Genomic DNA, 19,193 nt, shown 5'->3' on the forward strand with positions numbered 1-19,193 from the left:
GGATGGCTGAAGAAGGTGAACGCTCGGACGCCTGGATCTGCTCCGGGGACGGCCAGCGACCGCGCCGCTGCCCGCCGGCGGCCGGTATCAGTCCCGCCCCGGCAGCGAAGGGTCCTGCGCCACGTCCGGCAGCTCGGGCGGCGCCGGCCAGGACCAGGCCGGCAGCTGCGCCAGCCGCATCCGCGCCGCCGTTAGCACCCGGTCCTCGAGCGTCAGCGGCACTTCCAGCTCGGCCGGGCCGCCCGCCGCCGGCGTCCGGCTCAGCAGCCGCAGCACGGTGCGGCCGGTCGCCGCCGCCTGCCGGGTCAGCAGCCCGGCCTGCGCCGCGGCCTGCAGCGCCTCCCCCGCCCCGGCCACCCGCAAGGTCCCCGCGCCCATCGGCTGCAGGCCCTCGTCCAGCGTCAACGTCGCCGTGCCGCTCGCGGCCAGCGGCCCCCAGCGCAATTGCAGCCCGCGCAGCTCCAGCGTCCCGCCACCCCTCGCGCCAGGCCTCCGCCTTGGCCGCCGGGCCGCGGCCGGGCGGCACCGGGCCGCCCAGCGCCAGGTCCAGCGCCGCTTCCGCCACCCCGCGCCCCAGTACGGCCACCGCCGGCGCCGAGGCCGCCCGCCTGGTCCGGCGGCAGCAGCAGGTCGGAGGCGGCGACCCGCAGCGCCACCGCCGGCTCGCCCTCGATCGCGGTCATCCGCGTCTCGACCTCGAGCAGGGCGTGGCGCGCCTCGACCGCACCGGCGGGGGTGCCGAGCCGCAGCCGCTCGGCGTCCAGCCGCGCCTCCCTCGGCAGCACCCCGGCTTCCAGCGGCAGGGTCGCCGCCAGCCGGTCGGCAGCGAAGGGCAGCTCCATCGCACCGAGCCGCAGCCGGTGCCGCCCCGGCATCGCCACCACCAGCCGGTCGAGCCGCGGCGGCGCCAGCCGCAGCACCAGCGCCTCCGCCTGCCAGTCCATGCCGCCCGGCAGGGTGGCGCCGCCGCCTTCCAGCCGGAAGCGCGGCAGGGTCAGCGTCGCCGCCAGCGGCCAGCCGCCGCGCAGCGGCGCCGCATGCTCCACCCGCCAGCCCTGCGCCCGGCGCTGCGCCGCCCAGTCCTGGAACCCGGCCTCGAGCTGGCTGCCCATCCAGCGCCAGAGCAGCGCATGCCCGGCCGCCAGCAGCGCCGCCAGCAGGCCGAAGCCGAGCAGGCCGCGCAGCAGCAGCCGGCCCGGGCGGGGCCGCGGCCGGGTCGGGCGAGAGGGTGGGTTGAGGGCCATTCCGCCGGCCGATATACGCCCCGCAGCCGCCGGCGGCGAGACACCCCCGCCCGCGAGGCCAGCCCGGAGACCGCCCGACCCGCATGCCCAGCCGATCGCTCGACCCGGATGGCCAGCTCTATGTCTTCGGCTATGGCTCGCTGATCTGGCGGCCCGGCTTCGCCCATGCCGCGGCGCATCCCGCCCTGCTGCGCGGCTTCCACCGCCGCTTCTGCATCTGGAGCCGCATCTACCGCGGCTCGCCGGAGGCGCCGGGCCTCGTCCTCGGACTCGACCGCGGCGGCGCCTGCCGCGGCGTCGCCTTCAGCGTGCCGGGCCGGGAAGCGGCGGCGGTGCTCGACTACCTGGATGCGCGGGAGAATATCGGCGACGAGGTGGTCTATGCCCGCCGCCTGCTGCCGGTGCGGCTGCTGGACAGCGGAAGGACGGTCCGCACGGTGGCCTATGTGGCGGAACGCGGCAGCGCGCATTACTGCCGCCCGGCGGCCGAGGAAGCGGCCCGGGCGATCGCCCGCGGCATCGGCCAGGCCGGGGCGAACCGCGACTACCTGCTGAACACGGTGGCCCATCTTCGGGCGATGGGGGTACGGGATGCCGGGCTCGATCGGATCGCCGCGCTGCTGCCCGCGGCGCCGGGGACGCCACCGGACGCCGGCTGACGGAGTTTGTGTCGCGGTCCGGACGGATTGTCCACAATGCCTGGGCAAGGGCTTTCCCCAGGTCCCGCAAGGGTTGCCGGCGGCCGGAACCCATGCCGGCCCTGCCGCGTCCCTCGCGGCAAATATCCGTGTTTTTCAGTTAGTTAGACTGACAATGCGCTGTGGACAACTGTCCTACGTCTTGGTTGGGACCGAAAAAACCGGCCGATTGCAGCCACTTGCGCCGGCTTGCTGGAGTCAGCGGCGAAGCCTCGCCGCGACGCTTTCCACCGGCTTATCCACAGCTTGCTCCGCACCCGCCTCCATCCCCGCCCTCGTCACCGGGTGTGGCGTCCCCGGCTCGATCGCCGCCGCAAGCCGGGCGAGCAGCTCGGCCCGCGGCAGGCCGGCCGGCAGGGCCGGCCGCACCAGGATATGGATCGTGCCCGGCCGCTTGCGGAAGGCGCGGCGTCCCCAGCAGGCGCCGCTATCGGTCGCCACCGGCACGACCGGCAGGCCAGTAGCCGCCGCCAGGGCCGAGATGCCGGGCTGGATCACCCCTTGCACCCCCGGCGCGACCCGCGTGCCCTCGGGGAATATCACGATCTGCCGGCCATCGGCCGCCGCCAGCTTGCCGGCCTTGGCCAGGTGCCGCACCGCGCTGGGCCCGGCCGCCCGGTCCACCGCGATCTGCCGGGTCTTCCGCGCGAACCAGCCCCAGACCGGCACCCAGAGCAGCTCCTTCTTCAGGACATAGGTGACATCCGGCAACAGGCCGAACCAGATGAAGGTGTCGAAGGCCGACTGGTGCTTGGAGGCAATGATGGCGCCTCCGCCGGTGGGCAGGTGCTCCCGCCCCTCCACCTGCAGCCGGATGCCGCAGACCGCCCGCAGCAGCCCGACATTCATCCAGGCATAGAAGCGCATCAGCGGGATCAGCCATTGCCGCGGTCCGAGCAGCAGCGGCAGGCTGATCAGCCCCAGGATCAGCGTCAGCAGCCAGAAGGCCAGGTTGAACAGCAGCGAACGCAGCCAGGTCATGATCTCGCATCCAGGGCCCAGGCGCCTGGCCGGACAGCCCGGCCCGCACCGCGAGGTATTTCAGGTATTCGCGCACCAGCAGGGACCAGGTCCGCAGCCGCCCGGCCGCCCCCGCATCGCGCAGCGTCGCCGGCAGCATCGGATGCGGCAGCAGCGTCACCTCCGGCAGGGCGCGGCGCAGCTCCAGCAGCGCCCGCGGCATGTGGTAACCTGCGGTGACCACGCGGATCGAGCGCAGATGCTCCGCCCGCGCCCAGGCCGCGATCTCCGCCGCATTGCCGCGCGTCGTCGCCGCCGCATGCCCCAGCGCGACTCGGCCCGCCAGGTCCTCCGGCCCCATGGCGGCCAGATGCGCCACATCCGCCAGGGTCACGGCGCGATGCGCGCCGGAGACCAGCAGCACCCGCGCCCGGCCCTCCCGCAGCAGCCTGAGGCCGGTCTCGACGCGCTCCGCCCCGCCGGTCAGCACGGCGATGCCGTCGGTCGGCCGCTCCGGCTCGACCGGGCCGGCCGCGCTCAGCGCCAGGAAACGGACGAAGCCGAGCGCCAGCAGCAGCCCGGGCAACACCGGCAGCAGCAGCAGCGCCAGCCGGCGGCGCGTCATGGCAGCCGCCGCAGCCAGCGCCGCAGCGTGACCTGCGCGGTCAGCCACCCGATCAGCGCCGCTGCCGGCGGCAGCAGGGCGAGCTCGGCCCAGGGCAGGCTGTGCCAGGGCAGGTCCCACCAGGGCGGGCCGGCCGGCGCGACCGCCGCCGGCCCGCCCAGCAGCGGCGCCGCGAGGTCGGCGAAGCCGGCGAGCACCGGCGCCGCCACCAGGGTCCCGGCAAGCGCCCCGAGCCCGACCAGCAGCGCGACGCGCTGGGCGAAGCGGCCGGCGATGTCGCCATCCGTGGCGCCCAGCGCATGCAGGATGGCGATCGCCTCCCGCCGCGCCGCGATGCCGGCCCGCACCGCCACCGCGACCACGGCCGTGGCGATCCCGGCGACCAGCAGCAGCGCCGCCAGCGCCACCGCTTCCAGGCTGCGGGCCAGGGCCAGCAGCCGAGCGACCCAGACGCCATGCGCCTCGACCACCGCCCCCGGCACCGCGGCAGCGATGCGGGCACCGAGCGCAGTGGCATCGGCCGGCAGGCGGGCCAGGCGCAGCTCGATCACCACCGGAAGGGGCAGCGCGGGCGCCTCGCCCAGCCAGGGCCGCAGCAGCGCCGCCAGCCGGGCCGGGTCGGCCAGACGGGCCTCGGCGATCTCCGGCAATGCGGCCAGCGCCGCCAGCGGCCGGTCGGTGCGGGCGCCATGCGGCAGTTGCACCGTCAGCGCGGTCGCCGCCCCGCCTTCCCAGCGGGCCACCAGGTCGGCCGCACCCCGCGCCCCGGCCAGGGTCAGCGCCGCCAGCAGCGCCATGGCGGCGACCAGCGCCGGCAGCAGCCGGTCCGACAGGACACGGCGCAGCCCGAGCGGATCGCGGCCGCGGCTGCGGCGCAGCTTCATCGCCATGCCGCGGGCGCGCTGCGCCGGCGAGCCGATCTGGTCCGCCGCGCCATCCGGCGCTCCGGCCAGCGGCATGGTTCAGTCATGCGAGACCAGCCGCCCCTCGGCCAGGCGCAGGGCCGGCGCCGGGTATTCCGCCACCAGCCCCTCGGCATGCGTCGCCACCACCACCGTGGTGCCCATGCGGTGCATCTCCTGCAGCAGCGACAGCACCCGGCGGGCCTGCGGCACGTCGAGGTTGCCGGTCGGCTCGTCCGCCACCAGCAGGGCCGGGCGCATCACCACGGCACGGGCAATCGCCACCCGCTGCTGCTCGCCACCCGAGAGCGCCGCCGGCGCCGCATCGGCCTTGGCATGCAGCCCGGCCCAGCGGAGGATCTCGGTCACGTCGGCGCGGCTCTGCGCTGCCGCCCGCCCGGCCACGCGCAGCGGCAGCGACACGTTGTCGAAGACCGACAGGTGCGGCAGCAGGCGGAAATCCTGGTAGACCACGCCGATCCGCCGACGCAGCGCCGGCAGCGCACCGCGCCGCGCGCGGGACAGCGGGATGCCCAGCACCTCCACCTCTCCCCGGCTCGGCCGCGCCGCCAAGTGCATCAACCGCAGCAGGGAGGACTTGCCGGCGCCGGATGGTCCCAGCAGCCAGTGGAAGGTCCCGGGCTCCAGTACGAAATCGAGGTCGCGCAGGACCTCCGGCCCCGTATCGCCGTACCGCAGCCCAACATCCCGGAAACGCACCATGGCGCGGACAATGACGATGCGGGGGCAGCGCCAAGGGTTGATGCCGCGGGGCGCCGGGGCGCTTGCGGCGGAAGGGGGCGACCGTCACATTGCCACAACGATGCGGATCATTTGCCCGGCCTGCGCGGCCGCCTACGAGGTTCCGGACCGGCTGATCGGCAGCGGCCGCAGCCTGCGCTGCAAGACCTGCGGGCATGGCTGGCGAGTGGAGCCGGAGGGCGGCGCGCCCGAGTCGCCGCCGGCCGCCCTCCCCGTGCCGCCACCCGCCCCACCGGCCTTGCCCGATCCCGGGCCGCTGTCGGATGCGCCGCCCCTCGCCGTCCCGCCGGGCCTGCCGCCGGCGCCCGCCGGGCGCCGCAGCTGATCGACCCGCCGCTGCCGCGGCCGCCGGCGGGAGCCGGCCAGGACGGCCCCGCTCTGCGCCTGGCCTGGGCGGCCTCGGTGCTCGCGGTGCTGGGGATGGGCGCGGCGCTGTGGCTGTTCCGCGCCGAGATCGCCGAGGCCTGGCCGCCCGCGGCGCGGCTCTACCTCATGTTCGGGACCACCTCCCAGGGCTGACGCGGATCGCGGATGGGCGTGCAGGCCGGGGCGCGCGAAGCCGCCTCGGCAAGGCCACGCCAGGGCGATGCCGCGTCCGGATCCGAAGGCAGATCGCTGCAGCTCCGGCCGGTCACCGGGCCGGCGCGTCGCCATCCGCCTTCAGCACCTCGCCGGCCAGATAGAGGCTGCCGCAGACCAGCACCCGGGCAGGCGGCCCCTGCCGCGGGATGGCCGCCAGCGCCGCGGCGACCGTCGGCCCCGGCCGGGCCAGGCCGCCGCTCGCCTCGACGATGCGCTCGACCGGCGTCGCCAGGTGCTGGCCCGGCTCCGCCACCGCCCAGAGCGTCGCCGCATGCGGCAGCAACGGCCGCAGGAAGTCGACCACCGCCTTGCCGCCCTTCATCCCGACGACGAGGTGCAGCGGCCGGTCGGCCCAGCGGGCGGCCTGGGCCGCGAGGGCCAAGCCGCCGCCGGCATTATGGCCGCCATCCAGCCAGAGCTCCCACTCCGTGGGCAGGGTGGCCGCGAGCGCGCCGCGCAGCCGCTGCAGCCGGCCCGGCCATTCGGCGGCGGCGATGCCGGCGGCGATCGCCGCATCGGTCAGCCAGGGCGGCGACCAGGCGCGCAGCGCGGCGATGGCGATGCCGGCATTGTCGGCCTGGTGCGGCCCGATCAGCCCGGGCGGCGGCAGGTCGAGCGCGCCGGCGGCATCCGCGTAGCGCAGCCCGCCCGCGGTCTCCTCGATCATCCAGGCATCGCCGCGGGCCAGCAGCGGGGCGCCGAGCGCGGCGGCCTCGGCGGCGATCACCGCGAAGGCCGCGGGGTCCTGCGCCCCGGTGGCGCAGGGCATGCCGGGCTTCAGGATGCCGGCCTTCTCGCCGGCGATCTTCGCCAGCGTGTCGCCGAGGAAATCCATGTGGTCCATGGAGACCGAGGTGATCGCCGTCGCCACGGGGCGGTCGATGACATTGGTCGCGTCGAACCGCCCGCCCAGCCCGACTTCCAGCACTAGCAGGTCGGCCGGGCTGCGGCTGAACAGCAGGAAGGCGACGGCCGCGATCACCTCGAAGACGGTGATCGGGGCGCCGGCATTCACCGCCTCCACCTCCTCCAGCGCGGCGGCCAGCGCCTCCTCCTCCACCAGCCGGCCGGCCAGGCGGATCCTCTCGTGGAAGCGGACCAGATGCGGGGAGGTGAAGACATGGACCCGCTGCCCCGCGGCCTCGGCGATCGCGCGGAGGAAGGCGCAGGTACTGCCCTTGCCGTTGGTGCCGGCGACATGGACCACCGGCGGCAGGGCGCGCTCGGGGTGCCCGAGCGCCGCCAGCAGCCGCTGCAGCCGGCCGAGGCTGAGGTCGATCAGCACCGGATGCAGCGCGTGCAACCGGTCAAGGATGGCTTCCGAACGGCTCACGGCAGCCTCACTCGGCCGGGCCGGCGCCTTCCGGCTCGGCGGGGGCGGCCAGGGGTAGCGGCGCCAGGCTCATCGGCTCGGCCGCGGGTTCCTCGGGCAGGCATTCCGGCAGGCGCAGCAAGCCGATTAGCCGGGCTAGCGTCGCGCGCATCTCGCCGCGCTTCACCACCATGTCGAGGATGCCGTGCTCCAGCAGGTATTCGGCGCGCTGGAAGCCCTCGGGCAGCTTCTCCCGCACCGTCTGCTCGATAACGCGGGCGCCGGCGAAGCCGATCATGGCGCCGGGCTCGGCGATCTGGATGTCGCCCAGCATGGCGAAGCTGGCGGTGACGCCGCCGGTCGTCGGGTCGGCCAGCACCACGATGAAGGGCAGCCCTGCCTCCTTCACCATGCGGGTGGCGATGACGGTGCGCGGCATCTGCATCAGGCTGATGGCGCCTTCCTGCATGCGGGCGCCGCCCGAGGCGGTGAAGACGATCAGCGGGCTGTCCTGCAGCACGGCGAGGCGGGCGGCGGTGACCAGCGCCTCCCCGACCCCGGCGCCCATGGAGCCGCCCATGAAGCTGAACTCGAAGACCGCGGCGACCACGCGGTTGCCCTCGATGGCGCCGTGGGCGACCACCACGGCATCCTCCTGCCCCGCCTTGATCTGGGCCTCGCGCAGGCGCTCGCCATAGCGGCGCTGGTCGCGGAAGCGGAGGGGTCGGCCGGGGCCTTGGGCAGCTCGATCCGCTGCCAGCCCTCATCCAGCGTGTAGTCCAGCCGCTGCCGGGCGCCGACCCGCATGTGGTGGCCGCAATGCGGGCAGACATGCAGGTTCCGCTCGAGGTCGCGGTGGAAGATCATCTGCTCGCAGGCCGAGCATTTGTGCCAGAGGTTCTCCGGCACCTCGCGCGGCGCGCCGAAGAGCGTCTTGATCTTCGGCAGCGCCCATTCGCTGATCCAGTTCATCGGGTCCTCATGGCAACGGCGCCGCAGTAGGCGCGGCAGGCCCCAGGATGCAAGGGTCGCGTGGCAGGCGGCCTAGCCCGCCCGGATCGCCTCCGCCAGCCCGCGCACCTGGTCCAGCACCTGCCGCACCGTCTCCGGCCGCGCCCGGCCCTCCTCGTCGAGGCTGGCGGCTAGCGTGTCGACCAGCGCCGTCCCGACCACCGCGCCATCGGCCAGCCGCGCCGCTTCGGCGGCCTGCTGCGGCGTGCGGATGCCGAAGCCGATGCAGACCGGCAGGTCGGTGTGCCGGCGGATACGCGGGATCGCCTGCTCCAAGCTGGCGCTGCTCGCGCTCTTGGTCCCGGTGATGCCGGCGATCGAGACGTAGTAGACGAAGCCCGAGGTCGCCGCGAGCACCCGCGGCAGCCGCGCCTCGTCCGTCGTCGGCGCGATCAGCCGGATCAGGTCGAGCCCATGCGCCTGCGCGCTCGGCTCCACCTCGTCCGCCTCCTCCGGCGGAACGTCGACGATGATCAGGCCGTCGACGCCGGAGGCCGCGGCATCGGTGCAGAAGCGCTCGACGCCGTAGGACAGGACGGGGTTGTAGTAGCCCATCAGCACAATCGGCGTGGCGTCGTCCTGCTTGCGGAAGTCGCGCACCATGGCGAGGACGCGGGACAGCGTCGCCCCCGCCTTCAGCGCCCGCAGCGCCGCCTGCTGGATCGACGGGCCGTCGGCCATCGGGTCGGTGAAGGGCACGCCGATCTCGACGACATCTGCCCCAGCGCCGGGGAGGCCGCGCAGGATCGCCAGCGAGGTCGCCGGGTCGGGGTCGTAGGCCTGCAGGTAGGTGACGAGGGCCCCGCGGCCCTCGGTCTTGAGTGCGGCAAACCGCGCAGCGATGCGCGATTTGGCTGCGCCAGGGGTCGGATTCACGCTCCGCTCCTCGCTGTCGTCCCGCGCGCCTTCGGCGCGACGCTGCGGTGCTCCGCGATCCGACGCGGTCACATCTCGACTCCCAGATGGCGGGCCACGGTGAAGATGTCCTTGTCGCCGCGGCCGCAGAGATTCATCAGGAGGATGCTCTCGCGCGGCATGGTCGGCGCCCGCTTGATCACCTCGGCCAGGGCATGCGCCGGCTCCAGCGCCGGGATGATGCCCTCGAGCTTCGAGCAGAGCTGGAAGGCGGCCAGCGCCTCGTCATCCGTCGCGCCCACATACTGCACGCGGCCGAGCTTCGTGCAGCCAGGAATGCTCCGGCCCGACGCCGGGATAGTCGAGACCCGCGCTGATCGAATGCGCCTCCTGCACCTGGCCGTCCGCGTCCTGCAGCAGGTACATGCGGTTGCCGTGCAGCACGCCGGGGCGGCCCTTCTCGAGGCTCGCGGCGTGCTCCTCGGTGTGCAGGCCGCGGCCGGCGGCCTCGACGCCGAACATCTCGACCGAGGGGTCGTCGAGGAAGGGTAGAACAGGCCCATGGCGTTCGACCCGCCGCCGATCGCCGCGACCAGCGCGTCCGGCAGGCGGCCCTCGGCCTCCTGCATCTGCGCCTTTGCCTCGGTGCCGATCACGCTCTGGAAGTCGCGCACCATCTGCGGATAGGGGTGCGGGCCGGCGACGGTGCCGATGCAGTAGTAGGTATCGTCGACATTGCCGACCCAGTAGCGCAGCGCCTCGTTCATCGCGTCCTTCAGCGTGCCGGCGCCGGCGGTCACGGGGCGGACCTCGGCGCCGAGCAGCTTCATGCGGAATACGTTAGGCTGCTGCCGCTCCACGTCGGTCGCGCCCATGAAGACGGTGCAGGGCAGGTCGAAGAGCGCGCAGGCGGTCGCCGTCGCCACGCCGTGCTGGCCGGCGCCGGTCTCGGCGATGATGCGGGTCTTGCCCATCCGCTTGGCCAGCAGGATCTGGCCGAGCACGGCGTTGATCTTGTGCGCGCCGGTGTGGTTCAGCTCGTCGCGCTTGAAATAGACCTTGGCGCCCTTGTCCGCCGGCGCATCCTTCCGCAGGTGCTCGGTCAGCCGGCCCGCATACCAGAGCGGACTGGGGCGGCCGACATAATGGGTCAGCAGGTGCCGCCATTCCGCGTCGAATGCGGGTCGCGCTTGGCCGCCTCATAGGCCTTCTCGACCTCGAGGATCAGCGGCATCAGCGTCTCGGCGACGAAGCGGCCGCCGAACTGGCCGAAGCGGCCGCGGCCATCCGGGCCCTGGCGGAAGGTATTGGGCAGAGGCTTGTTCACTGGCGGTCCCCGCATCTTGCGCTGGTCATAGAGCAGGCCAGCCGGGGACGAAAGTCGCTCAGCCCCGCGCGGCGGCCACGAACTTGGCGATGCGGGCCGGGTCCTTCACCCCCCGCGCCTGCTCGACGCCCGAGGACACGTCGACGCCCGGCGCGCCGGATTGCCGCAGGGCTTCCGCCACATTGTCCGGCGTCAGCCCGCCGGCCAGCAGCCAGGGGCGCGGGATGGCGGCGCCCGCCACCAGCCGCCAGTCGAAGGCGGTGGCATTGCCGCCCGGCAGCGCCGCGCCCGGCATCGGCTTGGCGTCCAGCAGGAAGCGGTCGACCGCGGGGGCGTAGTCGGCCAGCCGCGCCAGGTCCGTGGGCTCCGCCACGCCCAGCGCCTTCATCACCGGCCGGCCGAAGCGCGCCCTTATCTCGGCGGCGCGGGCCGGCGTCTCCTCCCCGTGCAGCTGGACGAGGTCGAGCGGCAGGGCAGCCAGCACGGCCTCCAGCAGCGCATCCTCCGGGTCGACGAAGAGCCCGACGCGCTCCGGCCCGCCCGCCGCCCGGCCGGACAGCGCGGCCGCCTCCGCCGGGGTCACCGCGCGCGGCGAGGCCGGGTAGAAGACGAAGCCGACCATGTCGGCCCGCGCCGCGACCGTGGCATCGAAGCCCGCCGCGTCCTTCACCCCGCAGATCTTGACCAGCGTCACGCCGGCAGGCTTTCCGCGATCGCCTGCGCCGCCGCCGCCGGGTCGGCCGCGCCGGTGATGGGGCGGCCCACCACGATCCAGTCGGCCCCGGCGCCCACCGCCTCGGCCGGGGTCGCGGTGCGGGCCTGGTCGCCCATGGCGCTGCCGGCCGGGCGGACGCCCGGCACCACCAGCAGCGGCGCCTCGCCGAAGGCGTCGCGGATGCGGGAGACTTCCTGCGGCGAGCAGACCAGCCCGTCGGCGCCGGCCGCGAGCGCCAGCCGGGCGAGGCGCAGCACCTGCTGCACCGGGCCGCCGGAGACGCCGGTCTCGGCGAGCGTCGCGGCATCCATGCTGGTCAGCACCGTCACCGCCAGGAGGAGCGGCCTCGCCGCGCCGGCCGCCTCCGCCGCCTCGCGCGCGGCGGCGACCATGGCAGGCCCGCCCGCGGCATGCAGCGTCAGCATCGCCGGCCGCAGCGGCAGCAGCGATCGCACCGCGCCCGCCACGGTGTTGGGGATGTCGTGCAGCTTGAGGTCGAGGAAGACCGGAGCCCGTTCCGTCATCGCCCGCATCGCCGCCGGGCCCTCGGCGGTGAACAATCCCAGCCCCAGCTTCAGCGCGCCGCAACGGGGCGCCAGCAGCCCGGCCAGCGCCGCGGCCCGGACCGGGTCGGCGGTGTCGATCGCCGGGATCAGCCGGGCGGCGGCATGGGTGGGGCGGGCCAGCACGCGATCAGGCCGCGGTGCGGCGCATTGGCACCAGGCTGGCCCCGGCCGGCGGCGGCACCGGGCCGACGCGGCGCGCGGCGGCGGCGCGGTGCTCGGACAGCTCGGCCTCCATCACCCGGGCCGCCTCCTCCATCCGCCGGGCGCGGCGGCGGTGCGGCAGGCCGGCCATCCAGGCGACCAGGGCGCCGAACAGGAAGCAGAGCGCGCCGATCCCGAGCACCGCGACCGACAGCGGCACCACCCAGGCCAAGTCGAAGGGCCAGAGATGCAGCGACACCTCCTCCCAGTTCGACAGGCCGAACAGCACCAGCAGGACGAGCAGGGGCAGCAGCAGGATCCAGCGCATCGGGGGCCTTCCGTCGGCAAGGGCAGGGCGAATGGACTACAACCGGGCGACGCCCAGGGGAATGCCCGGCAGCGGCGACCGACGCAGAGTTGGTCGGGGGCTCAGGCCTCGACCCGCGCCCGCCCGGTGCGCGCCGGGGCCTGTGGCTCGCCGCCGTTCACCCGCTCGCGCAGTTCCTTGCCCGGCTTGAAATAGGGCACCGCCTTGCCGGCGACCGGCACCGCCTCCCCGGTGCGCGGGTTGCGGCCGGTGCGGGCATCGCGCTTCTTGGCGGAGAAGGCGCCGAAGCCGCGCAGCTCCACCCGGTCGCCGCGCGCGAGGGCGGCGGTGATCTCGTCGAAGATCGTCGCCACGATCAGCTCGATATCGGGCTGCCGCAGATGCGGGTTCTCCGCCGCTAGATGCGCGATCAACTCGCTCTTGGTCATCGCCGCTGGTCCCGAAAGCTCGCCGCGCCCGGCCCAAAGGGCCGGCCTCAGCGGGAAGGCTGCCAGAGCAGGCGCGGGCCGTCAACGCCAAGCCATTCTGAAACAAGGGTTTTCATCGCACCGTTCCAGGTAGCGCCCAGCAGCCTCTCGGCCGTGCCGCGGATCTCCAGGTCGCGCACCGGCAGGTCCTCCGGCACCTGCCGCTCGGCGGCCAGCCAGGCCCGCGCCTCGCGCTCCCCGCCGATCGCGTCGATCAGGCCCTCGGCCAGTGCCTGCCGGCCGGTGAAGACCCGGCCATCCGCCAGGGCCCGCACCTTCGCCTCCGGCAGCTTGCGGCCGGCCACCACCATGCCGACGAACTGGTCGTACATGTCGCCAATCACCCCCTGCAGCGCCGCCCGCCCCTCGGGCGACATCGGCTGGAAGGGGCTCGGCTGGTTCTTCAGCGGGCCGGAGATGATGGCATCGGTGCGCAGGCCGAGCCGGCCGAGCAGCTTCGAGCCGTCGAAGGTCTGCAGCAGCACGCCGATCGACCCGGTCACGGTCGATTCCCGCGCCCAGATCCGCTCCGCCGCCACCGCGGTCATGTAGCCGGCCGAGGCGGCGGTGCCGCGCATCACGGCGACCACCGGCTTCTTGTCCCGCAGCCGCAGCAGGGCGGCATGCAGCATCTCCCCGCCGCCGACGCTGCCGCCGGGACTGTCGATCGAGACGATGAGCGCCTTCGCGGTGTCGTCCTTCGCCAGCCGGTCGATCGCCTCGGCCAGCTTGCGGTCGTCGGCGATGAAGCCCTCGACCGGCAGCCGCATGACATGGCCGCGGCCGAAGGGCGCGTCGAGCCGCTGCAGGCCGGCCGCCAGCACGCCGGCCAGCAGCAGCAGCACGGCGGCGCCGCGCCAGAGGGCGAGCCGCCGCTTCAGGCGGCGGCGGTCAATCAGGAGATCGGTCTCGAGGGCCATGCTGCGCTCCGGTTGCCCGGCATGTTGGGTCCGGGAGGGCCATGGACCAGGGCTTGGCATTCGTGCAACAGTGGCAGAATAGACACGGTGCGCCGGGCTATCTCGGTTGCGTACGCAATGGCCTTTCGCTAGCGTGCCGGTACGGGCAATGGAAACAGCGCTCTAGCGGAAAAGGTGAGAGAGATGTCGTTTAAGCGTACCCTCGGGGGCCTCGCCCTCGTCACCCTGCTGGTCGCTGGTTGTGAGGCTACGCCGCCGGCGCCCTCGCCGATCAGCCTGACCCCGGGCACGGTCGAGTACCAGCTCCGCCAGCAGCAGCTGCAGAACGTCCAGTCCGACCCGAGCCGCGCCATGCAGAACCCGGGCGTGACCAATGTCAGCCCCGGCGCGGCTGGTATCGAGCGCTCGACCACCGGCGGCGCCGGCTCCGTCGGCGGCCAGGTGGGCGGCATTCGCAGCGACGGCACCATCGTCCGTCCGGGCGGCGCGCCGGCGACCCAGGGCACGGTGCCGAACAACCCGCGCCGGCCGCAGCCGACCACGAACTGAGCGCCTCCCGGGGGCGCGGTCGCCCGCGGCGCGAGCAGCCGCGCGCAGGGCCGCGCCACCGGATGATGCGCCGGGGCCTGGCGGAGCGCCATAAGGTGGCCGCCATGCTGCGTAGCTCAGGCCTGAAGGAGCCCAGGGATTTCCCTGGGCTTTTTTGTTGCCCGGCGGCCGGGGCGGATCGCGGGAGGGCACGCGCCCGGACGCCTGCCACGAAGCCCGCCCTGCGGCATTCCACCTTCGTCCGGGGTTCCATCCCGGCGCAGGGCAGGGAAGGCCAGGACATGCCGACCACAGGCGCGATTGCGCGCAGCAGCGGGGGCCTCGCCCTTGCCGTGCTCCTCCTCGCCGGCTGCGAGCCGGCGAAGACAACGACACCCATTGCCCTCACGCCCGGCACGGTCGAGTACCAGCTGCGCCAGCAACAGCTGCAGAACATGCAGTCGGACACCGGCCGGGGCATGCAGAACCCCGCGGTGACCGGCGTGAGCCCGAGCGTCGGCGGGATCGAACGTGCGCCGACAGGCGGCACCGGCGGGGCCGGCGGCAATCTCGGCGGCATCCGCACGGATGGCACCATCCAACGCCCCGGCGCCGGCGCGCCCTCCACCCAGACCATGGTGCCGGCCAATCCGCGCCGTCCGGCGCCGGCCTACTGAGCGCATCCACGAAAAGGGGGCGGACCTCGCGGCCCGCCCCCGTTCCCTCGGCCGGGCCCCGTAGGGCCCGGCGTCAGCCGGTAAGGATCACTCCTCGCCCGCCATCTCGCGGCGGCGGCGGATCGCCGCGCCCAGGATGTCGCCCAGCGACGCACCGGAGTCGGTCGAGCCGAACTCCTTCATCGCCTCGCGCTCCTCGTCGACTTCCTTGCCCTTGATGGTCAGGGAGAGCCGGCGTGCCGCGCGGTCCACGGCAACGACCTTGGCATCGACCTTCTCGCCCACGGCGAACTTGTCGGGGCGCTGGTCGCCACGGTCACGGGCGAGCTCGGCGCGGCGGATGAAGCCGGTCAGCACGTCCTCGACCTTCACCTCGATGCCGTTCGCCTGCACGGCGGTGACGATCGTGGTGATGATGTCGCCCTTGCGGACGCGGTCCAGCACCTCGGCGGCCGGGTCGGCCTGGAGCTGCTTGATGCCGAGCGAGATGCGCTCCTTCTCGACATCGACGTCGAGGACCTTCGCCTTGACGGTCTGGCCCTTCTCGTACTTGGTCATCGCCGCTTCGCCCGGCTCGTCCCAGGAGATGTCGGACATGTGGACCATGCCGTCGATGTCCGGGCCGATCCCGATGAACAGGCCGAATCCCGTGATGTTGCGGATCTCGCCCTCGACCTCGGTGCCAGGCGGATGCGCCTCGAGGAAGACCTCCCAGGGGTTGCCCTGGGCCTGCTTCAGGCCGAGCGAGATGCGGCGCTTCGGCTCGTCCACGTCGAGGATCATCACGTCCACTTCCTGGGAGGTGGCGACGATCTTGCCCGGATGGACGTTCTTCTTGGTCCAGCTCATCTCGGAGACGTGGACCAGGCCCTCGACCCCCGGCTCCAGCTCCACGAAGGCGCCGTAGTCGGTGATGTTGGTGACGCGGCCGGAGAACTTGGCGTTGACCGGGTACTTGATCGCCACGCCGTCCCACGGATCCGACATCAGCTGCTTCATGCCGAGGCTGATGCGCTGGGTCTCGGAGTTGAAGCGGATGACCTGGACCTTCACCGGCTGGCCGATGGTCAGGGCCTCGCTCGGGTGGTTGATCCGGCGCCAGGCGATGTCCGTGACGTGCAGCAGGCCATCGACGCCGCCGAGGTCGACGAACGCACCGTAGTCGGTGATGTTCTTGACCACGCCGTCGAGGATCATGCCTTCCTTCAGGCCCTGGATCAGCTCGGAGCGCTGCTCCGCACGGGTCTCCTCGAGGACAGCGCGGCGGCTGACCACGATGTTGCCGCGGGCACGGTCCATCTTGAGGATCTGGAAGGGCTGCGGGCTGCCCATCAGCGGCCCGACGTCGCGCACCGGGCGGATATCGACCTGGCTGCCCGGCAGGAAGGCCACGGCGCCGCCGAGGTCGACGGTGAAGCCGCCCTTGACCCGGCCGAAGATCACGCCGTTGACGCGCTGCTGCGCCTGGTAGGCCTTCTCGAGGTTGGTCCAGGCCTCCTCGCGCCGCGCCTTCTCGCGCGACAGGACGATGGCGCCGTCGCGGTCCTCGTAGCGCTCGACGAAGAGCTCCACGACATCGCCGACCTGCACCTCGGGCTTGGCGCCCTGGGGTGCGAATTCCTTGAGGGGCACCCGCCCCTCGCTCTTCAGCCCGACATCGACGACGGCGTAATCGTCATCGATCCGCAGCACGCGGCCGGACACGACCGAGCCGGCGAAGCCGGTATCGGGGCCCAGCGTGGCGTCGAGCAGTGCGGCGAAATCTTCGGTCCCCGCGTCAAATGCGGGGCTGGTGGCGGTTGCCATGTAGCGGTGTATTCCCGGGAAGCCTGCGGATGCAGGCAAGCGCCCTGCGCCCCCGCCGCGGTCCCAGAGCGATGCCGGGATCGAACGGACACGACCTGGTCCGGCGCCATCCCTTCCAGCGGAAGGGGCGAAGGCGTCTGGCGACCCTTGTGCAGAGGCGGCGTATCGGCCCGCCCGTTACCGGTCCGCCACGGGACGCCCCGGCATGCCGGGCCCCGAGATACGGACGCCGCGGCCCCCTAGGCGCGCGGATAAGCGTCGCTAAGACCTTGATGCAACGGCGTCAAGCGGAATCGAATGTGGTCGCCCATACGGGTTAGGCAGGAGGTGCGACTTCGCCCAGCCGTTGCCGAATCACCGCCATGGCAGCGGCGAAGGCGGCCTCGGCATCGAGGTGCGTGGTGTCGAGCACCACCGCATCGGCGGCCGGGACCAACGGGGCGACGGCGCGGCGGCTGTCCTGCTCGTCCCGCGCCCGCAGCTCGGCCGCGACCTGGGCCAAGTCGGCCGCGGCGCCGCGCGCCTGCAGCTCAAGGAAGCGGCGGCGGGCGCGCTCCTCAGGGCTGGCGGTGACGAAGAGCTTCACCGGTGCCTCGGGGAAGACCACGGTGCCGATGTCGCGGCCATCCAGCACCGCGCCATGGCGGCGGCCGAAGTCGCGCTGCCAGTCGAGCAGGGCGGCCCGCACGGCGGGGATGGCGGCGGTGGCGCTGGCGGCGAGGTCCGCCTCGGGGCCGCGCAGGTCGCCGCGGGCGAGGTCGGCAGGCGTCAGGCCGCGCGCCGCCGCCTCGGCCGCGGCGGCATCGCGCGGATCGGCGGCGGCATCCAGCACGCGGCGGCCGGTGGCGCGGTACAGCAGTCCGGTATCGAGGTAGGCGAGGCCGAGCGCCGCGGCCAGGCGGCGGGCGAGCGTGCCCTTACCGGCTGCGGCGGGCCCATCGACGGCGATGACGAGAGCGGTCACGCCGGCCCGATGGCCGGTCCCCCGGCGGCCAGGTTCAACAGCGCGGCGAAGCCGGGAAAGCTGGTCTCGATGAAGGCCGCGTCGTCCACGGCGACCGGGGCGCGGGCGGCCAGGCCCATGACCAGCGCGCTCATCGCGAGACGGTGGTCCATATGCGTCGCCACCGTCCCGCCGCCGGGGATGGCGCCGGAGGTGCCCTGGACCAGCAGGTCGTCGCCCTCGATGCGCGCCGCGATGCCGTTCGCCGCCAGCAGGGCGGCGGTCGCGGCGAGGCGGTCGCTCTCCTTCACCCGCAGCTCGGACAGGCCGCGCATCCGGGTCTCGCCCTCGGCCGCCGCAGCGGCCACGGCCAGCACCGGGTATTCGTCGATCATGGACGGGGCGCGGCCGGGCGGGACCTCGACGGCGCGGAGCGGGCCGTATTCGGCGGTGACGTCGCCGACCGGCTCGCCGCCGGCGAACCGCGCATTCTCGACCGTCAGCCGCGCGCCCATCTCCCGCAGCGTGGTGAAAAGGCCAGTCCGCAGCGGGTTGAGCCCCACATTCTCCACCGTGACGCGGGAGCCGGGGACCAGCAGGGCGGCGACCAGCAGGAAGGCCGCCGAGGAGGGGTCGCCGGGCACCAGGATCGGCGCCGCGACCAGCTCCGGCTGGCCCTCCAGCTCGATCAGCCTGCCATGCGCCAGGTCCTCGACCCGGACCGTCGCGCCGAAATGCCTCAGCATGTTCTCGGTGTGGTCGCGGGTCCGCTCCGGCTCGATGACCCGGGTGGTTCCCCGGGCGCAGAGGCCGGCCAGCAGGCAGGCCGACTTCACCTGGGCCGAGGCGACCGGGAGGGTGTAGTCGAGCGGCAGGGCCTCCGCCGCACCGCGCACCGCCAGCGGCAGCCGGCCGCCGTCGCGCGTCCAGAAGCTGGCGCCGGTGGCGGACAAGGGTTCGGTCACCCGCTTCATCGGCCGCTTCCGCAGCGAGGCGTCGCCGGTCATCACCGCGAAGATCGGATGCCCGGCCAGCAGGCCGCAGAGCAGCCGGGCGGCGGTGCCGCTATTGCCCATATCCAGGACATCGGCCGGCTCGACCAGCCCGCCGACGCCGCGGCCAGCGACCCGCCAGGCGCCGGGGCCGGTCTGCTCGACCTCCGCGCCGAGGGCCCGCATGGCGGCGGCGGTGCGGAGCACGTCCTCGCCTTCCAGCAAACCGCTGATCTCGGTGGTGCCGACGGCCAGGGCGCCGAACATCAGGGCGCGGTGGCTGATCGACTTGTCGCCGGGGACGGCATGGCGGCCGGCGAGGCCACGGCCGGCGCCGCGGCGCGCAAGGGTTGCGGGGCGTCGGGGTGGGCCATGGCGCCGCGTTTGACATGTGCCACCCCGCGTGGCAATCCGCCGCGCTCGATTTTCGGCTCGCCAGCGCAGCCGCCACCATGGCCCTGCGCGCGGCTCGCCCCTTCCAGAGATGAGGCTTCACCGATGGCCAAGCCCGAACTGGGCCTCAAGCGCGTATGCGTCGCCTGCGCCACGAAGTTCTACGACCTGACCCGCGCCCCGGCGATCTGCCCGAAATGCGGCACGGAGCAGCCGGCGGAACAGCCGCGCCTGCGCCGCAGCGCCGGCTCCCTTCCGCCGGAGGAGAAGATCAAGAAGCGCGTCCCCGTCGCGGAGGCCGAATCCGACGAGGTGGAGCTGGAAGATGTGGAGGGCGACGAGGCGGTCGAGGACGCCGAGGAGCTCGAGGACGATGCGGACCAGATCGGCGACGAGCTCGAGGTCGAGGCCGACCGCGACGAGGAGAGCTGATCCGGGC

22 protein-coding genes and 2 pseudogenes are annotated in these 19,193 nt (G+C 73.8%); 5 read left to right on the top strand and 19 right to left on the bottom strand.

Annotation, left to right across the window (positions count from 1 at the left end; genetic code table 11):
- Positions 1 to 87: 87 nt before the first annotated feature.
- A complete protein-coding gene (locus tag ACQ86J_RS15000; RefSeq protein WP_431271726.1) occupies positions 88 to 444 on the bottom strand; it encodes a DUF2125 domain-containing protein in 357 nt (118 codons plus the stop codon).
- The gene (locus tag ACQ86J_RS15005) at positions 402 to 1,244 is read right to left on the bottom strand and encodes a DUF2125 domain-containing protein (protein WP_431271727.1); all 843 of its coding nucleotides are present in this window, start codon (positions 1,242 to 1,244) and stop codon (positions 402 to 404) included. Before ACQ86J_RS15005 ends, ACQ86J_RS15000 begins: the two co-directional genes overlap by 43 nt.
- Before the next feature lie 83 nt (positions 1,245 to 1,327).
- Between ACQ86J_RS15005 and ACQ86J_RS15010 the strand changes: the two genes are divergently transcribed.
- The gene (locus ACQ86J_RS15010) at positions 1,328 to 1,903 is read left to right on the top strand and encodes a gamma-glutamylcyclotransferase (protein WP_431271728.1); all 576 of its coding nucleotides are present in this window, start codon (positions 1,328 to 1,330) and stop codon (positions 1,901 to 1,903) included.
- 237 nt (positions 1,904 to 2,140) lie between these two features.
- On the opposite strand, the gene ACQ86J_RS15015 is transcribed toward ACQ86J_RS15010, so the two are convergent.
- The 4 genes and pseudogenes from ACQ86J_RS15015 to ACQ86J_RS15030 form a co-directional block, all read right to left on the bottom strand.
- Positions 2,141 to 2,923, bottom strand: coding sequence for a lysophospholipid acyltransferase family protein (locus tag ACQ86J_RS15015; RefSeq protein WP_431271729.1), 783 nt, complete (start codon positions 2,921 to 2,923; stop codon positions 2,141 to 2,143).
- 118 nt (positions 2,924 to 3,041) lie between these two features.
- Positions 3,042 to 3,527, bottom strand: a pseudogene (locus tag ACQ86J_RS15020) (YdcF family protein); the annotation flags it as partial.
- Positions 3,524 to 4,486: a cell division protein FtsX gene (locus tag ACQ86J_RS15025; RefSeq protein WP_431271730.1), complete on the bottom strand. Its 963-nt coding sequence runs from the start codon at positions 4,484 to 4,486 to the stop codon at positions 3,524 to 3,526. The gene ACQ86J_RS15025 and the pseudogene ACQ86J_RS15020, both read right to left, overlap by 4 nt.
- Positions 4,487 to 4,489: 3 nt before the next feature.
- On the bottom strand, positions 4,490 to 5,152 hold the full coding sequence (locus ACQ86J_RS15030; protein ID WP_431271731.1) for a cell division ATP-binding protein FtsE: 663 nt from the start codon (positions 5,150 to 5,152) through the stop codon (positions 4,490 to 4,492).
- 100 nt (positions 5,153 to 5,252) lie between these two features.
- Here ACQ86J_RS15030 and ACQ86J_RS15035 point away from each other — a divergent pair, with 100 nt between their 5' ends.
- Entirely contained in the window at positions 5,253 to 5,516 is a 264-nt protein-coding gene (locus tag ACQ86J_RS15035) for a zinc-ribbon domain-containing protein (protein WP_431271732.1), read from the top strand.
- A gap of 306 nt (positions 5,517 to 5,822) precedes the next feature.
- On the opposite strand, the gene ACQ86J_RS15040 is transcribed toward ACQ86J_RS15035, so the two are convergent.
- From ACQ86J_RS15040 to sppA, 10 genes and pseudogenes are all read right to left on the bottom strand, one after another.
- On the bottom strand, positions 5,823 to 7,106 hold the full coding sequence (locus ACQ86J_RS15040; protein WP_431271733.1) for a bifunctional folylpolyglutamate synthase/dihydrofolate synthase: 1,284 nt from the start codon (positions 7,104 to 7,106) through the stop codon (positions 5,823 to 5,825).
- 7 nt (positions 7,107 to 7,113) lie between these two features.
- Positions 7,114 to 8,057: pseudogene (accD, locus tag ACQ86J_RS15045) on the bottom strand (acetyl-CoA carboxylase, carboxyltransferase subunit beta).
- A gap of 72 nt (positions 8,058 to 8,129) precedes the next feature.
- Positions 8,130 to 8,972, bottom strand: a complete 843-nt coding sequence (gene trpA / locus ACQ86J_RS15050; protein ID WP_431271734.1) for a tryptophan synthase subunit alpha — start codon at positions 8,970 to 8,972, stop codon at positions 8,130 to 8,132.
- A gap of 68 nt (positions 8,973 to 9,040) precedes the next feature.
- Positions 9,041 to 10,108 carry a tryptophan synthase subunit beta gene (locus tag ACQ86J_RS15055; RefSeq protein ID WP_431272413.1) on the bottom strand — a complete coding sequence of 356 codons (1,068 nt, stop codon included), beginning with the start codon at positions 10,106 to 10,108 and terminating at the stop codon, positions 9,041 to 9,043.
- Complete coding sequence (locus tag ACQ86J_RS15060) at positions 10,102 to 10,278, bottom strand: hypothetical protein (RefSeq protein ID WP_431271735.1); 177 nt, start codon at positions 10,276 to 10,278, stop codon at positions 10,102 to 10,104. Before ACQ86J_RS15060 ends, ACQ86J_RS15055 begins: the two co-directional genes overlap by 7 nt.
- A 58-nt stretch (positions 10,279 to 10,336) precedes the next feature.
- On the bottom strand, positions 10,337 to 10,972 hold the full coding sequence (locus tag ACQ86J_RS15065) for a phosphoribosylanthranilate isomerase (protein WP_431271736.1): 636 nt from the start codon (positions 10,970 to 10,972) through the stop codon (positions 10,337 to 10,339).
- Positions 10,969 to 11,679 (bottom strand): orotidine-5'-phosphate decarboxylase, encoded by a 711-nt coding sequence (gene pyrF, locus ACQ86J_RS15070; RefSeq protein WP_431272414.1) that lies wholly within the window; start codon positions 11,677 to 11,679, stop codon positions 10,969 to 10,971. The genes ACQ86J_RS15065 and pyrF overlap by 4 nt, the downstream gene beginning before the upstream one ends.
- 7 nt (positions 11,680 to 11,686) lie before the next feature.
- The gene (locus ACQ86J_RS15075; protein WP_431271737.1) at positions 11,687 to 12,028 is read right to left on the bottom strand and encodes a lipopolysaccharide assembly protein LapA domain-containing protein; all 342 of its coding nucleotides are present in this window, start codon (positions 12,026 to 12,028) and stop codon (positions 11,687 to 11,689) included.
- 101 nt (positions 12,029 to 12,129) lie between these two features.
- A complete protein-coding gene (ihfB, locus tag ACQ86J_RS15080; protein WP_431271738.1) occupies positions 12,130 to 12,456 on the bottom strand; it encodes an integration host factor subunit beta in 327 nt (108 codons plus the stop codon).
- A gap of 47 nt (positions 12,457 to 12,503) precedes the next feature.
- Positions 12,504 to 13,415 (bottom strand): signal peptide peptidase SppA, encoded by a 912-nt coding sequence (sppA, locus tag ACQ86J_RS15085; protein ID WP_431271739.1) that lies wholly within the window; start codon positions 13,413 to 13,415, stop codon positions 12,504 to 12,506.
- A 183-nt stretch (positions 13,416 to 13,598) separates the two neighbouring features.
- On the opposite strand from sppA, the gene ACQ86J_RS15090 reads away from it, so the two are divergent.
- Together ACQ86J_RS15090 and ACQ86J_RS15095 are read left to right on the top strand one after the other, a co-directional pair.
- The gene (locus ACQ86J_RS15090; RefSeq protein WP_431271740.1) at positions 13,599 to 13,964 is read left to right on the top strand and encodes a hypothetical protein; all 366 of its coding nucleotides are present in this window, start codon (positions 13,599 to 13,601) and stop codon (positions 13,962 to 13,964) included.
- A 95-nt stretch (positions 13,965 to 14,059) separates the two neighbouring features.
- Positions 14,060 to 14,620 (top strand): hypothetical protein, encoded by a 561-nt coding sequence (locus ACQ86J_RS15095; protein ID WP_431271741.1) that lies wholly within the window; start codon positions 14,060 to 14,062, stop codon positions 14,618 to 14,620.
- Positions 14,621 to 14,707: 87 nt separating this feature from the next.
- On the opposite strand, the gene rpsA is transcribed toward ACQ86J_RS15095, so the two are convergent.
- From rpsA to aroA, 3 genes are all read right to left on the bottom strand, one after another.
- Positions 14,708 to 16,426 carry a 30S ribosomal protein S1 gene (gene rpsA / locus ACQ86J_RS15100; RefSeq protein WP_431271742.1) on the bottom strand — a complete coding sequence of 573 codons (1,719 nt, stop codon included), beginning with the start codon at positions 16,424 to 16,426 and terminating at the stop codon, positions 14,708 to 14,710.
- 316 nt (positions 16,427 to 16,742) lie between these two features.
- A complete protein-coding gene (cmk, locus tag ACQ86J_RS15105; protein WP_431271743.1) occupies positions 16,743 to 17,390 on the bottom strand; it encodes a (d)CMP kinase in 648 nt (215 codons plus the stop codon).
- Entirely contained in the window at positions 17,387 to 18,772 is a 1,386-nt protein-coding gene (gene aroA / locus ACQ86J_RS15110) for a 3-phosphoshikimate 1-carboxyvinyltransferase (RefSeq protein WP_431272415.1), read from the bottom strand. Before aroA ends, cmk begins: the two co-directional genes overlap by 4 nt.
- Between aroA and ACQ86J_RS15115 the strand changes: the two genes are divergently transcribed.
- Positions 18,668 to 19,186: a TIGR02300 family protein gene (locus tag ACQ86J_RS15115; RefSeq protein WP_431271744.1), complete on the top strand. Its 519-nt coding sequence runs from the start codon at positions 18,668 to 18,670 to the stop codon at positions 19,184 to 19,186. The two genes, aroA and ACQ86J_RS15115, sit on opposite strands and share 105 nt — an antisense overlap.
- Positions 19,187 to 19,193 lie beyond the last annotated feature (7 nt).

The sequence above is a fragment of the Dankookia sp. P2 genome (genome assembly GCF_050632255.1).
Lineage (GTDB): Bacteria > Pseudomonadota > Alphaproteobacteria > Acetobacterales > Acetobacteraceae > Paracraurococcus.

Bases quoted from the DNA above. Each gene is read 5' to 3' on its own strand.
- ACQ86J_RS15090 (WP_431271740.1), top strand. From the start codon at position 13,599: ATGTCGTTTAAGCGTACCCTCGGGGGCCTCGCCCTCGTCACCCTGCTG.
- ACQ86J_RS15005 (WP_431271727.1), bottom strand. From the start codon at position 1,244: ATGGCCCTCAACCCACCCTCTCGCCCGACCCGGCCGCGGCCCCGCCCG.
- sppA (WP_431271739.1), bottom strand. From the start codon at position 13,415: ATGGCCCTCGAGACCGATCTCCTGATTGACCGCCGCCGCCTGAAGCGG.
- ACQ86J_RS15010 (WP_431271728.1), top strand. From the start codon at position 1,328: ATGCCCAGCCGATCGCTCGACCCGGATGGCCAGCTCTATGTCTTCGGC.
- ACQ86J_RS15115 (WP_431271744.1), top strand. From the start codon at position 18,668: ATGGCGGCCGGCGAGGCCACGGCCGGCGCCGCGGCGCGCAAGGGTTGC.
- ACQ86J_RS15035 (WP_431271732.1), top strand. From the start codon at position 5,253: ATGCGGATCATTTGCCCGGCCTGCGCGGCCGCCTACGAGGTTCCGGAC.
- rpsA (WP_431271742.1), bottom strand. From the start codon at position 16,426: ATGGCAACCGCCACCAGCCCCGCATTTGACGCGGGGACCGAAGATTTC.
- ACQ86J_RS15030 (WP_431271731.1), bottom strand. From the start codon at position 5,152: ATGGTGCGTTTCCGGGATGTTGGGCTGCGGTACGGCGATACGGGGCCG.
- ACQ86J_RS15015 (WP_431271729.1), bottom strand. From the start codon at position 2,923: ATGACCTGGCTGCGTTCGCTGCTGTTCAACCTGGCCTTCTGGCTGCTG.
- ACQ86J_RS15075 (WP_431271737.1), bottom strand. From the start codon at position 12,028: ATGCGCTGGATCCTGCTGCTGCCCCTGCTCGTCCTGCTGGTGCTGTTC.
- ihfB (WP_431271738.1), bottom strand. From the start codon at position 12,456: ATGACCAAGAGCGAGTTGATCGCGCATCTAGCGGCGGAGAACCCGCAT.
- ACQ86J_RS15025 (WP_431271730.1), bottom strand. From the start codon at position 4,486: ATGCCGCTGGCCGGAGCGCCGGATGGCGCGGCGGACCAGATCGGCTCG.